Raw genomic sequence first — 13,924 nt, 5'->3', positions numbered from 1 at the left:
AAAGTGACTGATGTCAAACGACATTCTCCATAGCAATTGCCTAACTCCCTTACTAACCTCACAAAGTTGGTGAAATTGACCAACTTTGTGAGGTGTCGCACGAACTGCAGGCAGCTCAAAAGGTCTGGGAGACCTTTTGAGGTTGGAAATAGGAAAGCTTTGCTTTCCTCAGTAAGTACAGCAAAGTGAGTTAACGACGGTAAATTTTGGTTTTCGAAGAGTATAATTTCAAAAATGAAGACTGGCCTCATGCTAGGACGTGCCCTAATGGTGGTTCTGTGGGCCTTCTATGCTATAATAAGGGAAGCACATTTCAAGAAAAGATGAGGAAACCAAGACATGTCATTCGATGGCTTTTTCTTACATTATTTAACCCAAGAACTGCGCGAAGAAATTCTTTACGGGCGCATTCAGAAGGTCAATCAGCCCTTTGAAAGGGAGCTGGTTCTGACCATCCGCAACAATCGTCAGAATTATAAGCTCCTCCTCTCAGCCCACCCTGTTTTTGGCCGAGTTCAGGTAACCAAGGCCGATTTTCAAAATCCGCAGAATCCCAACACCTATACCATGATTATGCGCAAATACCTGCAGGGGGCTGTGATTGAAGGACTCAAGCAAGTGGAAAATGACCGCATTTTAGAGCTGACCATTTCCAATAAAAATGAAATTGGTGACCAAATCAAGGTGGCCCTCATGGTCGAAATCATGGGTAAGCATAGCAATATTATTCTTCTGGACAAGTCTGAGGGCAAGATTATTGAGTCCATCAAGCATGTCGGCTTTTCGCAAAATAGCTATCGGACCATCTTGCCTGGCTCGACCTATGTCGCCCCACCCAAGACCGACGCCCTCAATCCCTTTGAAGCTCAGGAAGGTCGTCTCTTTGAAATCCTGCAAACGCAAGACCTCAGTCCCAAAAGCCTGCAAAAACTCTTTCAAGGTTTGGGACGGGATACCGCTCAAGAGTTAGCTAGCCATCTACAAGCAGATAGGCTCAAAAACTTCCGAGCCTTCTTTAATCAATCCTGCCAGCCCAGCCTAACAGAGAAAAGTTTCGCTCCTGTCGCCTTTAGTGACAGCCAGAAGGACTTTGCCAGCCTGTCTGAGCTTATGGACTTCTACTATCAGGACAAGGCCGAGCGAGACCGTGTCGCCCAACAGGCCAGCGACCTCATCCACCGTGTCCAAAACGACCTGGAAAAAAATAAAAAGAAGCTAGTCAAGCAAGAAAAAGAACTGGCTGCAACTGAAAAGGCTGAAAGCTTCCGCCAGAAGGGCGAACTCCTAACCACCTACCTCAATCTGGTTCCCAACAATAAGGACCAGGTTCAGCTGGACAATTACTACACAGGAGAAAAACTGACCATCGCCCTGGATGTCAGCCTCAGCCCCAGTCAAAATGCTCAGAAGTATTTCAAAAAATACCAAAAACTCAAGGAGGCTGTCAAACACCTCAAGGGCTTGATTGAAGAGACCAAGCAAACCATTTCCTACCTAGAGTCGGTGGAAACCGCCCTCTCTCAAGCCTCTCTGGATGAAATTGCAGAAATCCGTGAAGAGTTGGTGGAGACTGGCTTTATTCGGCGGCGCAAGCAGGATAAACGCCAGAAACGTAAGAAACCCGAGCAGTATCTGGCTAGCGATGGCAAGACCATCATCATGGTTGGCCGCAACAATCTGCAAAATGAGGAGCTGACCTTCAAGATGGCCAAAAAGGGGGAACTCTGGTTTCACGCCAAGGACATTCCTGGCAGTCATGTCATCATCAAGGACAACCTAGAACCTTCCGACCAAGTCAAGACCGATGCCGCCGAACTGGCCGCCTACTATTCCAAGGCTAGGCTCTCCAATTTGGTTCAGGTCGATATGATTGATAATAAGAAGCTCCACAAACCCAGCGGGGCCAAGCCTGGCTTCGTTACCTACACCGGTCAGAAGACCCTACGCGTAACCCCTGACGAGGAAAAAATCCAAGGCATGAAAATTAAGTAAACTAAGGCATCTCAACCAAGGAAAAGTTTCCAAAGGGCAAACTGAAATCATCTAACTTCCTAACCAGAAAACCAAAACTATGCCAAAGTCAGTTGGCCTTTCTTCAGTCTTCCAGACAAGTTGGCTCAGTCTAAAAGCAACCGCCACTTTCGGGTGGTCTCCTAATCTTCAAAACTTTAAAAAACAATGACAAACTACCAAACCATTATTTTTGACCTAGATGGAACCTTGACAGATTCCCAAGTTGGTATCATTAACAGCCTGACCTATGCTTTCCAGCAAATGGGACTCCCCCTGCCAGCCAAGAGCCTCCTTAAGAAATTCATCGGCCCACCTCTGAGCCAATCCTTCCAAGAATTCTGTGGGCTCTCGCAATCGCAGAGTCAGGAAGCTATTGGCTACTATCGTCACTATTTCGCCGATAAAGGCTGGAAGGAAAATCAAGTCCTGCCAGGTGTTAGCGACCTCCTCAGCGACCTTAAGACCGTTGGAAAGACCCTTCTGGTTGCCTCTTCCAAGCCTGAAATCTTCGTCAAAAAGATTCTAGATTACTTTGGACTCAGCACCTACTTTACCGTCATTGCTGGGGCTAGCCTAGACGACAGTCGGGCACAAAAGTCCCAAGTTATCGCCCACGCTCTGAAAAGTGCAGACATCAGCGACCCTAAGACCTGTGTCATGGTTGGCGACCGCAAGCATGATGTAGAAGGTGCCAAAGCCAACGGCCTTCCCGCTATTGGTCTGTTGCTCGGCTTTAGCAGTCGCAAGGAATTGGAAGAAGCTGGCGCCCTAGCCATCGCCAAGGATTTCAAGGCATTAAAGAAAATTCTTTTAGATTAAAATTATCTAAGAGGCCCATACCTCGCCTCCAAAAATCTATTATTTTAAAAGAGCCCCTATAAAATTTCCAAGTCACAAAAAGTTCCGACTTTCTGTGGCTTTTTAGACATCAATCAAAACTCCCTAATTTATTGACTTCGGATCGCCTGATACTTTACTGTCGGTACTTGCCACTTCGTCCATATTAATTTTCTCTGCATCTTAGTTCCTATCCATCCAAGAGTTGCAATTCTCAAGGATTAGGACTAAAATAAAGGCAATTAGGAGGTATACTATGAAATACGCAAGTAAAGAAGCTTTTGACAAGGCCAATGCCTTTGGCCTAGGAGATAGTAACGAGGCCTTTGCCCAGTTCTTCATCGGTCAATCCTACCTCAAAAATCTTGGGGCAACTGAGGACGGAGGTCTGGCCTTCCACAATGTTACCTTTGAACCTGGCTGCCGCAACAACTGGCATGTCCACAAGGCGACTCAAGGAGGTGGCCAAGTCCTCATCTGTACCGCTGGTGAAGGTTGGTATCAAGAAGATGGCAAAGATCCTGTCGAGCTCAAAGAAGGTTCCCTAGTTATCATTCCAGCCAATGTCAAGCACTGGCATGGAGCCAAGGCCGATTCTTGGTTCAGCCACATTGCCATCGCTGTCCCTGGTCAAGATACGGAAAATGTCTGGCTGGAAGAAGTTCCAGATAAGGACTATCAGGCTCTCAGTCAATTCGAAAAATAGAGGAGGCACTTATGACCATTAAACAAACTGCTGGGCGTGACCGCTTGGGAGATTTCGCTCCCGACTTTGCCCATTTCAATGATGATATTCTTTTTGGTGAAAATTGGAATATTGAGGCCATTGACCTCAAAACCCGTTGTCTCCTAACCGTGACAACCCTGATTGCTTCTGGCATCACCGATTCATCCCTTATCTACCATCTGCAAAATGCCAAGAACAATGGGGTAACCAAGGAAGAAATCGCCGCTAGCATCACGCACATCGCCTTCTATGCTGGTTGGCCCAAAGCTTGGGCAGCCTTCAATTTGGCCAAGGATGTCTGGACAGACTAGCCAAGGCTGATAATCAATTAGCTAGGTCTGCTTATACTCTTCAAAAATCAAAACTATCCATCGTTAACTCACTTTGCCGTACCCGAGTACTGTCTGCAGTTCGTGCGATGCAGAGCAAAGTTGGTCGATTTCCCCAACTTTGTGAGGTTAGTAAGGGAGCTAGGCAATCGCCATGGAGATTGCCGTTAGCTATCAAGCCACTAAAGTGGCTGATAGCTTTGCTCCTTGCCTTGGCTACTTTTGATTTTTATTGAGTATTAACCAATCAGGATAGAAAATGAACATATAAAAACTTCGCTGGCAAAAGCTGGCGAAGTTTTTAAATAAGTGAAACGGGACCCTCCTGACAAAGGGGTGACTTTGAAAGGATAATTGGAGCAGATTTACAAGGAACTTGATAGGTCTGCCCTTCAAGTCACGCTTAAAGGTAATCCTTTCAAAAACAGGGGTTAAATAATTCTGCTAGCGATTGGACGACTTTTATTTCCATGTGAAAGAGCCAGAAGGTTGCCGACATTGCAGGCTGTGCGTTCCAGATTCTGGGAAGCAGATGCCAGGGTATTTTCCAAACTATCCAGCTGAGGAATAATCGGAAAGGCCGCCACAATATTTTCGACAGGAAAATCGGGCGAATCATCTTTGAGACTGCCACAGATGGCAATGACAGGGATTCCTGCAGGTGTCCGCCTAGCCACACCAATCGGGGCCTTGCCAGCCAAAGACTGGCCATCCATGCGCCCTTCTCCGACAAGGACCAAATCCACCTGCTTGACCTTCTGGTCAAAATCCAAGAGGTCCAAAATGGCATCAATTCCTGAAACCAGCTGACCGCCCGCAAAGGTCACTAGCCCTGCTGCCATACCTCCCCCAGCACCGGCGCCAGCTAAATCAAAGATGGCTGGATTAGCCAACTGATAAAAGGCCTGCATGGCTTGGTTAACCCTGGCGAAGTCAGCCTCTGGCAGACCCTTCTGCCCAGCAAAAACATAGGTCGCCCCCTGAGGGCCACATAGGGGATTAGTCACATCGGTAATAAGGGTAAGCTCGAGTTCCTTAATCTGATTAGGCACCGCAGCATCTGAAATCCTTGCCACCTTCTCCAGATTACTACCAAGGGGCTGGAGCTTGTGACCAGAGATATCAAAAAATTCATAGCCGAGACCTGCTGCCATGCCAAGGCCACCATCATTGGAGGCAGAACCTCCAACCCCAACCATGACCCGTTTATAACCGGCCTCAGCCAGGTGGACCAAAAGCTGACCAAGTCCAAAGGTAGAAACCCTTAGGGGATTTCTCTGGTCAAGGGGAATCTTTGCCAGACCGACCAGCTCTGCCATTTCAACCAAAGCCAGGTCATCCTTGACCGCATAGGTCAATTGACAAGGCTGGCCAAAGGGGCCGGTAACCTCTAGATCCTGGTAGGTCATTCCCAGACTAGCCACTAGAGCAGCAACTGTCCCTTCTCCTCCATCACCAAGGGGCAGGGAGACCAACTGACAGTCCAGTTGGCTCTTTTCAAAACCACGCGCCAAGGCCTCTGCTACTCCTTGGGCCGACAGGCTCTCCTTAAAGGAATCCGGTGCCAATAAAATCCGCATGACATCACCTTCAATCACATTTTCCTTGCCCCTATTATAGCGCAAAAGCTAGGAAAAAAGAAGTTGAGATAGAGCCTCAGTAAAGAGCGAACACCTAATGACCATTCCTTCAAGGGATTGCAAAAAGCGCCAGTATCCAAGAAACATACCTCATAAGTCCTAGAAAAAAGTCACTAACTAGTGGCAACTAGTTAGTGACCTTCTGCAAACTATCCGAATCAGTCTTTCTTAACAGGGACGAATTTCCAGGCTTGGGATTTGGTGTTATTGCGAGCATAGAGCTGTACTTTTGTTTCTGGACTCGCCTTGGCACCTGTAACATCTAGTACCTGATTCTTACGTTTAGAGACGATTTCAAAGAAACCATTGATGGCACTGGCTCTAATAATCCATTGTTGGCTCTCAGAACCATTAGGAGTAATAATGGAAACTTTATTACCATTAAAGGCTCCATTACCAGTATCATCAATCATCTTATTTGTTGTCTTAGTCGTAATTGAATAATAACCATTGTTAAGGTACTTGACTTTAAATACCTGATTATCATTTTGATCGGTTTTCTTTGTAAAAATCTGAACTTGGGTATTATCCTCAGAAGTATTATAGGGAACATCTAAAACCATATTGTCATCTAAGGCCGAAACAATATGATAATCACCATCAGCAATCGTACGTTTGGCATCGTTATCCAAAGAAATAAATCTAAATTGCTGAGCTCCACTAGTAGTTTTCTCATAAAGCTCAATATTTGTTCCGTTAGAAATATTTCTTTCGGTAATATCTACATTCAACCCACTTTTCTTAGAAATTATTTCAAAAGAATTAGAGTTCCAACTTGGCTTGATAATCCATTTTTGATAGTCACTACCGTTATCATCATAAAGTTGAATATTAGCACCATTTTTGCTACCACCATCACCTGCATCAACAGCTTTTCCACTCTTCTTATGAATAATCTTGTAGTAGCCGTCGCCTAAATAGTGAATATTAAAGATAGCTCTAGAGTCTGAAATATTGTTTGACAGTTGCACATTAGACCCGTTTTGGAAATTTGAATCATTGATATCAAGTCCAAAATTTGTGTCCAAGGTAGATGCAATAACGTAATCCCCGTCTGATAAAGTCCTATCAGTTGCGGGTGCTAAACTTTCTACATCGTATCTTCCATCACTTGGTTTTGAGACTACCGCCAAATCCTTAAAATGAATATAACCTGTGAAAGCACTCTTATGAGCTACCCGTCTGTGATAATTATGGGTATAGCCATAATTATATTCCTCAATTTCAACGTTATCACCCATGACATTTGAAATCCAAGCAACATGTCCATAGGAACCATCATCTAGCCATCCAACAGAACCAATGGCAGGATTGTTGTCAACACGATAACCTTCCCGTCGTGCCCGATAGCCCCATTGGCCACCATTACCATAAGCTCCAGGAATAGTGAAACCATTGACCGATTGCAAACGCCAAGCAGTAAACGAGGTGCATTCACGATTGTAAAGTCTCCACGGATCAATCACACTATCGGGAGCTGCATTTTTAAGGTAAGCTGGATAGTCATCGCCTCTCGCAGCTGATACTGTATTAGCCGTTTTTCTTTCTACAACAGCAACTACCGAAGCTCGCTTAACGGTCGAATTTTCTTGACCCGCCTCCTTATTTACTTCCGTTTCAATCGGAGTAACCTGAGTCGGATCAGTTTCGGATTCAGCTTGAACGCCTGTTCCCGAGATTTCATGAGATTCAAGGCCTGTTTGACTTTCATCTGTCGAACTTTGACCCACTTGGTTACCTGTTGCTTGAGCCTGTTCTTTGTTCTCTGCTTGAACTTGATTGTCTGTAGTATCCCGAGCTTGTTCCTGGTTTTCAGGGTTTGATTGAATATCTGAAATAGTCTGATTTGCTTCCTGCCCTGTAACCAAGCTGACATCAGATGATGGGTTGCTTGACGATACCTGCTCATCAGCCTGAACATAGCCCGATGACAGAGCAACAGCTCCCACAGCCATAGTCGTGAGACCAGCTAGAAAGGCTTGTTTCTTGAGTTCATGCTTGCGCATCTTCCTTTTGTTTCGTGTCATAAGAAACCTCCAAAAAAATAATCTGAAAGAAAGCGAAACTTCCTTACACCTATATATTCGTATTAATAATAAAAATTTTGAACATTACTCAAAAATTTGGTTAAAATCAAAACCACCCGTCAAACGGGTGGTTTGTACACCGCCTATAAGGCGTTAACTGCCAGCCGCGTCTAAAGACGCTTGCTGAACTTTGTTCAGATCATGCTTAATTACTTGACTAACGCCCGTATCAACGGGCTTCTATCGTGAACGAAATCCTCCATCTGAGAATGGATCTTCATATTCCTTAACACTCAATTTATCTAGGGCTATGTCATCCTTCTCTTGCTCTCGAATATATTTCGCTACTGTTTTCTCGTTCAATCCAACAGTACTGACGTAGTATCCCCTCGCCCAAAACTTACGATTTCCATACTTGTATTTCAAGTTCGCATGCTTATCAAATATCATCAACGAACTTTTGTTCTTTAAATATCCCATAAAATCAGAAATCGATAGTTTTGGAGGAATCAGAATTAACATATGGACATGTTCTGGCATCATGTGCCCTTCTATAATTTCCACACCTTTATACTTACAAAGATGTCACATGATATCTATTAAATCTGACCTTACTTTATAATATATTTCTTTACGATGATATTTAGGTGTGAATACAATATGATATTTGCACATCCATTTCGTATGTGATAAACTGAAACTAGTTTTTGCCATTTATTTTTCCTCCTTATCTAACCTGAATAATGAGATTATACAGGAAAAATAAATGGAAGCTCAAAGCCTTATTAGCCGCCAGCTTAGCTGGTGGTTTATTTGTTTCTCACAAAGTGAAAAACTGGCTGGAAGCCATAATAAAAAAGAAAATCAAAAGCGATTTTCGGCTCTATAATTTCTGTAGTGGGTAATTCCCACCGCAGGACTTATAGGGCTTTTTGAGTACAAAAAAAGTCCCATAAGACTTATAATGAAAAGCGCTAACCACACCATTAGAAAGTCGATTATGGAACAAATTAATAATACCACAGATCTCATCGGATTTGGAGATAAAAACATCATTATTGAGACAGCTTTTGACTGTGAGTCGCATTACGTTATCTATGCTAAGCTTGATTACAAAGCACCTTCCTGCCTTCATTGCCAAGGAAAGATGATTAAGTACGACTTCCAAAAACGCTCTAAAATCCCAGTGCCTGATAATAACTTTATGCCAACAGTTCTTAAACTAAAGAAACGTTGTTCCCAGTGCAAAGACTGCAGGCGTGTCGTGGTCTCTGAGACACCTCTTGTGAGAAATCTCTGAGCCTATTTGGAAACGTATCACAAAGGCTCATACAAAAAAGATGACCAACTCAGACATCTCTGAAATGGTCCACGTCTCAGTCTCTTCTGTCCAAAGAAAACTAGCTCAATTTACCTTCAAAGAGGACTTTTCAAAACTCCCTGAAGTCCTTTCCTGGGATGAATTTTCAAGAAATAAAGGAAAACTTGCCTTCATCGCTCAAGATTATCACACCAGAAAAATTATAACTGTCCTTGATAATAACCGTCAGACCACCATCAAAAACTATTTCTATAAGTACTCTAGTGAGGCTAGAAATGCCGTCAAAGTCGTTACGGTAGACATGTCGGGTGCTTACATTCCCATTATCAAGCAGCTATTCCAAAAAGCTCAGATAATCCTTGATCGTTTTCACATCATCCAGCACCTCAGTCGTGCTATGATGACAACCAGAATTGCCATCGTGAAACAGTTCGATAAGCAGGAACTACCTTATCGACTCATGAAGAATCACTGGCGACTTTTAGCCGCAAACTCTCTGATAACCTCTTTTATTCACGCACGCTACGTGAAACTAGAACGCCTAAAGAAGTCGTTAAAAAAACACTTGAATTCTCAGATAAGCTCAGATACTACTACGACCTTTATCAGCTCTTACTTTTCCATTTCCAAGAAAAGAACAGTAAACACTTTTTCTCACTTATCGAAGATAACATAAAACTGGTTAACCCCGCTTTTGTCAAAGTCTTCCGAACCTTCCTACGCTACAAGACATACATTACCAATGCTTTAGAAATGCCTTTCTCAAACGCCAAACTAGAAGCTACTAACAAGCTCATTAAAGACATCAAGCGTCTGGCATTTGGATTTAGGAACTTTGACAACTTCAAAACGAAAATTCTCATCACCTTGAACATTCAAAAAGAGAAGACCAATTTGGTCCTCTCTCGCGTTTAGTTATATGTCACCCACTACAGTTGACAATGAGCCCGATTTTCTTGATATTAGTAGATTTCCCATAAAATTAACCGTATTAGAACAAAATTCCCTATTGAATCTAATCAGAAATTTATTTAGTGGAGTCATTAGCCCTTTCTTTATTGTACTCATCCATATCAACACCAGTGATTGAATTTTTTCCATAATAGACAGACATCCAACGGTTAAACCATTGTTTCGGAAATGGAGTCACGTATTGGGAAGAATTGTATGCATTATATTCATTATTTGGTGGCGTTAAAATTGGTATAGAAACATCACTTTCAGAAGGAGCTTTTTCTAAAATTTCATTCTGTATCATCAACTCATTATAAGTACTCTTAATATTTTTGTGAACATCTGAGTAACTAAAGAGAAAAGTGATACTTGTTATCAATGTCAAAGCATAAAGAATGGGCTTAAATAGCTTTTCAGATAAAATATTAAAAAGTGCAAATAAAAGAATTCCTAAAAAAAGAACAGAGCTAAATAGAGTCCGCTTATGAATTTCAGGGGATAAGACTAATACATAAGCAGAAATTACATGTCCTAAAGCTAATATAACAAAGAAAAGGAAATGCTCCTTATCAATTCTAATCCTCATGATGATAATTAAGATAATCAATAAGGCTAGAGTATAATAAAGCCAGTGATAGTTATATTTTAAAAGGTTAGCAATTTGCTCATAGTTATTATGGAGAAAGCTAGCAGTATGCTTAATAGAACCCCTTTTTTGAGAACCTGGTGAAGACATCATTAAGATGAAACCCAGCCCACCAAATATTAAACTAGAAAAGACAATCCAATTCCAGTCTTTTTGAAACAGGTAATGTCCAAGCTGAAATATAAAAATCAAGAGTAAAATAGTCGGTGACGAATTCTCATTACATGCGCCTGCTAAAAAGCCTAAAAAAACTATAGGGAGTTGAAATTTCCAGTTAACTAAAGTTGGCTTACTTGCTAATTTAATAGCTAAGTAAAAATATGATAAGTAGATTAGACTAGTCCACAGGTAATTACCTGAACCTGATACCCATAAAACCGAGTTGCCGATATCGGGTAAAAAGAACCAAATGAAGATAAAGCCTAAGAGATAAGTGAAGGGTTTTATTTCTTTATTTGAGTTAATTAAACTTAAAGAAAGAACTATTGTATTAAGAAGGACTATAGCAGCACTGTTAAAGATATCATAATAACCCTTATCAAATTGTAAGAAAAACTGAACAATTGTATGTGCGACAAAACGCCCATTCCATAGACGCCAGTGATTAATCTGTGACTGAATAAGCGAGAAAAAGCCATGGACCCGTTCTGGATATCTACCCGGCATATATCCTTTATAGACATAATGATATGTGAAATCATCTGAGGTAAAAAGAGTCAGACGATTCAATTTTAAGAACAAGGAGAAAAAAATGATGGTAATAATCAGATACCAAATATTTTTAAAAATAACCTCTTTAGAAACCTTCATTAATTAACTTACCTATTTATATAAAAATACTGTATGTACTGATAAATATTTTTTATTGTGAATTAATCTAAAATATCTTAAACTTTCAAAATTCTCATCTATTAAATTTATCAGTCTTATCAATATAAAGCACAACTTTTTAATTGCTACGTTCCTTAACAATGTATACAGGACGTCTTTTGGTCTCCACAAAAATCTTAGCAATATACTTTCCTAGAATTCCAACCGTCATTAATTGGATACCACCAATCAAAAGAATGATTGTGACCGTACTTGCCCAACCTGATACAGGGTCACCCCAAACTAACTTTTTAATCACAATAAAAATTATCGCTAAAATAGAAATGATAAAAGATCCGATACCTGTCCAAGTTGCCAAATTTAATGGAGCTTCAGAGAAATTAATAAAACCATCCATGGAGTAAACCATCCATGGAGTACTTCAAAAGACTCCAGAAATTCCAAGAAGTCTCTCCTGCAACCCGCTCACGATTTTCGTAACTAATATAAGTAACATCAAAACCAACCCAAGAAAATAGCCCCTTTGAAAAGCGGTTAACCTCTTGTAACTCAAGAATACTGTCAACGACTTGTCGGGTCATGAGACGAAAGTCTCTAGCACCATCTACCATCTGAGTCTCAGAAATTCGATTAATAATGCGGTAAAAAGCCTTGGCAAAGAAGGAGCGAACGACTGGCTCACCTTTTCTATCAGCCCGTCTAGTTCCAACGACATCATGACCTTCCTTGATTTTATTGTACATCTCAATCAAAAGCTCAGGTGGATCCTGTAAATCAGCATCCATAACGGTGATAAAATCGCCTTTCGCTTCTTCGAGACCAGCTAGCAGACCTGCTTCTTTTCCAAAATTTCGAGAAAAAGAAAGGTAGTGAACATTGGAGTAGCTTTGAGCTACTTCTCTTAATACCTCTAATGTTTTATCCTTAGAACCATCATTAACAAAAATGTACTCAAACTCTAGCTCCGTGGCCAATTCCCTTTCAACCTTTTGGCTTTCTTCTAAAAAGGGTAAAATTGTTTCTTCCTCGTTGTAACAGGGTACAACTACTGATAATTTCTTTACCATGCTAGTCCTATTACTTTAAATACTTACCGCTCAGAGACTCTATTTAGAAACTTGGACAAGCCCAATGATGATATGGTTACAATTGCGGGGAAAAATTGGAGTAGGTATCTACTTCGGCCTCCTTCAAATATCATCAAAAATAACAGACCTCCAAAAATCGTAATTTGATAAAATAAACCATAGCTTTCTAATGAAAAATTGAATGAATAATACATCAGTCCAAAAGCAACGATTATCCATACTAACTGAATAAAGAGGCCATACAGTTGATAGTTTTGTCCAACGTAAACGTAACTTCTAATAAAGGACATAAGCTTATTATTCTGAATTCGTTTTAGAAATGGAATACTTAATCGCTGACTTTCACTGAGTACTCTTTCTTGGAACCATCCAAAATTCCCTTCCCCGGTTATCCAATAAAATTTATAAAAAATGTGGCCGGTGAACGAGGCAAATGTATAATCCTTTATCCGCCTTTTTATATCCTTTAAGGCCTCTTTATTTCTATCCTTCCCCTTTGAAGTCAAAACAGCTTCGGGAAGCTGTGCATGCTCATTACCAGTATATGTCAACCCCAAGTCGACATAGTACAGGAGAGTCCTTGATTTTCCATTATCATATGCAACAAAAGTTTGATTATTTAAGTAAACCTTAGAGCAAGCATTGAACAAAATAAAAGTAACAAACACGGGTAAAACCATTTTTAATACTTTTTTGAAATTCTCTTTCTTTTTTACAAGTCTGTTCACGATAACTATCCCACCAGCAATAACATAGATGATTACGGTCGGTCTGAGACCGTAAGCGATTGCAAGTAAAAATCCTAGCAAAATACCTAATGGAAGGCTTTTTGAATTTAAATATTTGATTAAATAAAATAGTAGCAGACTTAGCACAAATAGAGTAATTGAATCAGAATATGTGTAAATATATTGAGGTGATATTCCTAACCAAAGTATTGAAATCAACCAAGTAATATTCGCTATCCTATTTGAAAATATCTGCTGATTTGTCCGATAAACTAAAATAATTGAAAAGTCAATAAAGAAGATATTCCACAATCCCAAGAAAAACACGAATTGATTTTTAAAAATAAAATAATTCAATTTAAACCAGATTAGAAGTAGAAAATTATTGGGATTTAATGAAATATAATCAGTTGAACTTGCAAAATTTTTATTAGTCGTAATTTGATAAACGATTGTTGTGTCTGCTGAAGCTAATGCAATACTCGAAAAAAATATTAGCAATTGGAAAACTAGTAAAGCAGCAAAAACTTGCTTCTTATGACTAAAAATAAAGCTAACATTTTTTTTAAAATAGACTACCGTCCTATCTTTAATAAAAAATAGTATTATAGAAAGCACAAGAGCAACCACTAACAAAAGTGCTGTAATAGTTGTTAAGTTTGTAAAATCAATATTTAGAAATTGAAACAAAAAATTTACTGAAAAATATAATGTTAAAAATCCCATCAAGAAAAAGAATGTATTACCAATTCGGAACAATAACTTCATGAGGCACTCCTTAAT

Annotated in this window: 9 protein-coding genes and 3 pseudogenes; 6 read left to right on the top strand and 6 right to left on the bottom strand. The window is 40.4% G+C overall.

Annotation, left to right across the window (positions count from 1 at the left end; translation table 11 throughout):
• The first annotated feature begins 339 nt into the window (after positions 1-339).
• The 4 genes from DYE66_RS05450 (at position 340) to DYE66_RS05435 (ending at position 3,888) form a co-directional block, all read left to right on the top strand.
• Positions 340-1,992, top strand: a complete 1,653-nt coding sequence (locus DYE66_RS05450) for an Rqc2 family fibronectin-binding protein (protein ID WP_003000267.1) — start codon at positions 340-342, stop codon at positions 1,990-1,992.
• 186 nt (positions 1,993-2,178) lie between these two features.
• A complete protein-coding gene (locus tag DYE66_RS05445; RefSeq protein ID WP_003000087.1) occupies positions 2,179-2,832 on the top strand; it encodes an HAD family hydrolase in 654 nt (217 codons plus the stop codon).
• A 274-nt stretch (positions 2,833-3,106) separates the two neighbouring features.
• Entirely contained in the window at positions 3,107-3,556 is a 450-nt protein-coding gene (locus DYE66_RS05440; RefSeq protein WP_002999974.1) for a cupin domain-containing protein, read from the top strand.
• Between the two features lie 11 nt (positions 3,557-3,567).
• Positions 3,568-3,888 carry a carboxymuconolactone decarboxylase family protein gene (locus DYE66_RS05435; RefSeq protein WP_003000589.1) on the top strand — a complete coding sequence of 107 codons (321 nt, stop codon included), beginning with the start codon at positions 3,568-3,570 and terminating at the stop codon, positions 3,886-3,888.
• A 449-nt stretch (positions 3,889-4,337) separates the two neighbouring features.
• Here DYE66_RS05435 and DYE66_RS05430 read toward each other — a convergent pair whose 3' ends face one another.
• The 3 genes and pseudogenes from DYE66_RS05430 to tnpA all read right to left on the bottom strand — a co-directional run bounded on the left by DYE66_RS05430 (position 4,338) and on the right by tnpA (position 8,287).
• Complete coding sequence (locus DYE66_RS05430) at positions 4,338-5,486, bottom strand: glycerate kinase family protein (RefSeq protein ID WP_167410119.1); 1,149 nt, start codon at positions 5,484-5,486, stop codon at positions 4,338-4,340.
• Between the two features lie 218 nt (positions 5,487-5,704).
• On the bottom strand, positions 5,705-7,573 hold the full coding sequence (locus DYE66_RS05425; protein WP_003000153.1) for an RICIN domain-containing protein: 1,869 nt from the start codon (positions 7,571-7,573) through the stop codon (positions 5,705-5,707).
• A 240-nt stretch (positions 7,574-7,813) separates the two neighbouring features.
• Positions 7,814-8,287 (bottom strand): annotated as a pseudogene (gene tnpA, locus DYE66_RS05420) (IS200/IS605 family transposase).
• Positions 8,288-8,339: 52 nt separating this feature from the next.
• On the opposite strand from tnpA, the gene DYE66_RS11085 reads away from it, so the two are divergent.
• Together DYE66_RS11085 and DYE66_RS05415 are read left to right on the top strand one after the other, a co-directional pair.
• Positions 8,340-8,462, top strand: coding sequence for a hypothetical protein (locus DYE66_RS11085; RefSeq protein WP_280523159.1), 123 nt, complete (start codon positions 8,340-8,342; stop codon positions 8,460-8,462).
• A gap of 111 nt (positions 8,463-8,573) precedes the next feature.
• Positions 8,574-9,809, top strand: a pseudogene (locus DYE66_RS05415) (ISL3 family transposase).
• A 112-nt stretch (positions 9,810-9,921) separates the two neighbouring features.
• On the opposite strand, the gene DYE66_RS05410 reads toward DYE66_RS05415, so the two are convergent.
• From DYE66_RS05410 to DYE66_RS05400, 3 genes and pseudogenes are all read right to left on the bottom strand, one after another.
• Positions 9,922-11,304 carry a DUF3329 domain-containing protein gene (locus DYE66_RS05410; RefSeq protein ID WP_115325008.1) on the bottom strand — a complete coding sequence of 461 codons (1,383 nt, stop codon included), beginning with the start codon at positions 11,302-11,304 and terminating at the stop codon, positions 9,922-9,924.
• A 139-nt stretch (positions 11,305-11,443) separates the two neighbouring features.
• Positions 11,444-12,392: pseudogene (locus DYE66_RS05405) on the bottom strand (glycosyltransferase family 2 protein).
• 23 nt (positions 12,393-12,415) lie between these two features.
• Positions 12,416-13,909 carry a glycosyltransferase family protein gene (locus DYE66_RS05400; RefSeq protein WP_003000582.1) on the bottom strand — a complete coding sequence of 498 codons (1,494 nt, stop codon included), beginning with the start codon at positions 13,907-13,909 and terminating at the stop codon, positions 12,416-12,418.
• Between the last annotated feature and the right edge of the window lie 15 nt (positions 13,910-13,924).

Source organism: Streptococcus downei MFe28, from assembly GCF_900459175.1.
GTDB lineage: Bacteria > Bacillota > Bacilli > Lactobacillales > Streptococcaceae > Streptococcus > Streptococcus downei.
This window is presented reverse-complemented; position numbering and strand designations above follow the sequence as displayed.

Coding starts and splice junctions, on each gene's coding strand:
- DYE66_RS05450 (WP_003000267.1), top strand. CDS start 340: ATGTCATTCGATGGCTTTTTCTTACATTATTTAACCCAAGAACTGCGC.
- DYE66_RS05445 (WP_003000087.1), top strand. CDS start 2,179: ATGACAAACTACCAAACCATTATTTTTGACCTAGATGGAACCTTGACA.
- DYE66_RS05440 (WP_002999974.1), top strand. CDS start 3,107: ATGAAATACGCAAGTAAAGAAGCTTTTGACAAGGCCAATGCCTTTGGC.
- DYE66_RS05435 (WP_003000589.1), top strand. CDS start 3,568: ATGACCATTAAACAAACTGCTGGGCGTGACCGCTTGGGAGATTTCGCT.
- DYE66_RS05430 (WP_167410119.1), bottom strand. CDS start 5,486: ATGCGGATTTTATTGGCACCGGATTCCTTTAAGGAGAGCCTGTCGGCC.
- DYE66_RS05425 (WP_003000153.1), bottom strand. CDS start 7,573: ATGACACGAAACAAAAGGAAGATGCGCAAGCATGAACTCAAGAAACAA.
- DYE66_RS11085 (WP_280523159.1), top strand. CDS start 8,340: ATGGAAGCTCAAAGCCTTATTAGCCGCCAGCTTAGCTGGTGGTTTATT.
- DYE66_RS05410 (WP_115325008.1), bottom strand. CDS start 11,304: ATGAAGGTTTCTAAAGAGGTTATTTTTAAAAATATTTGGTATCTGATT.
- DYE66_RS05400 (WP_003000582.1), bottom strand. CDS start 13,909: ATGAAGTTATTGTTCCGAATTGGTAATACATTCTTTTTCTTGATGGGA.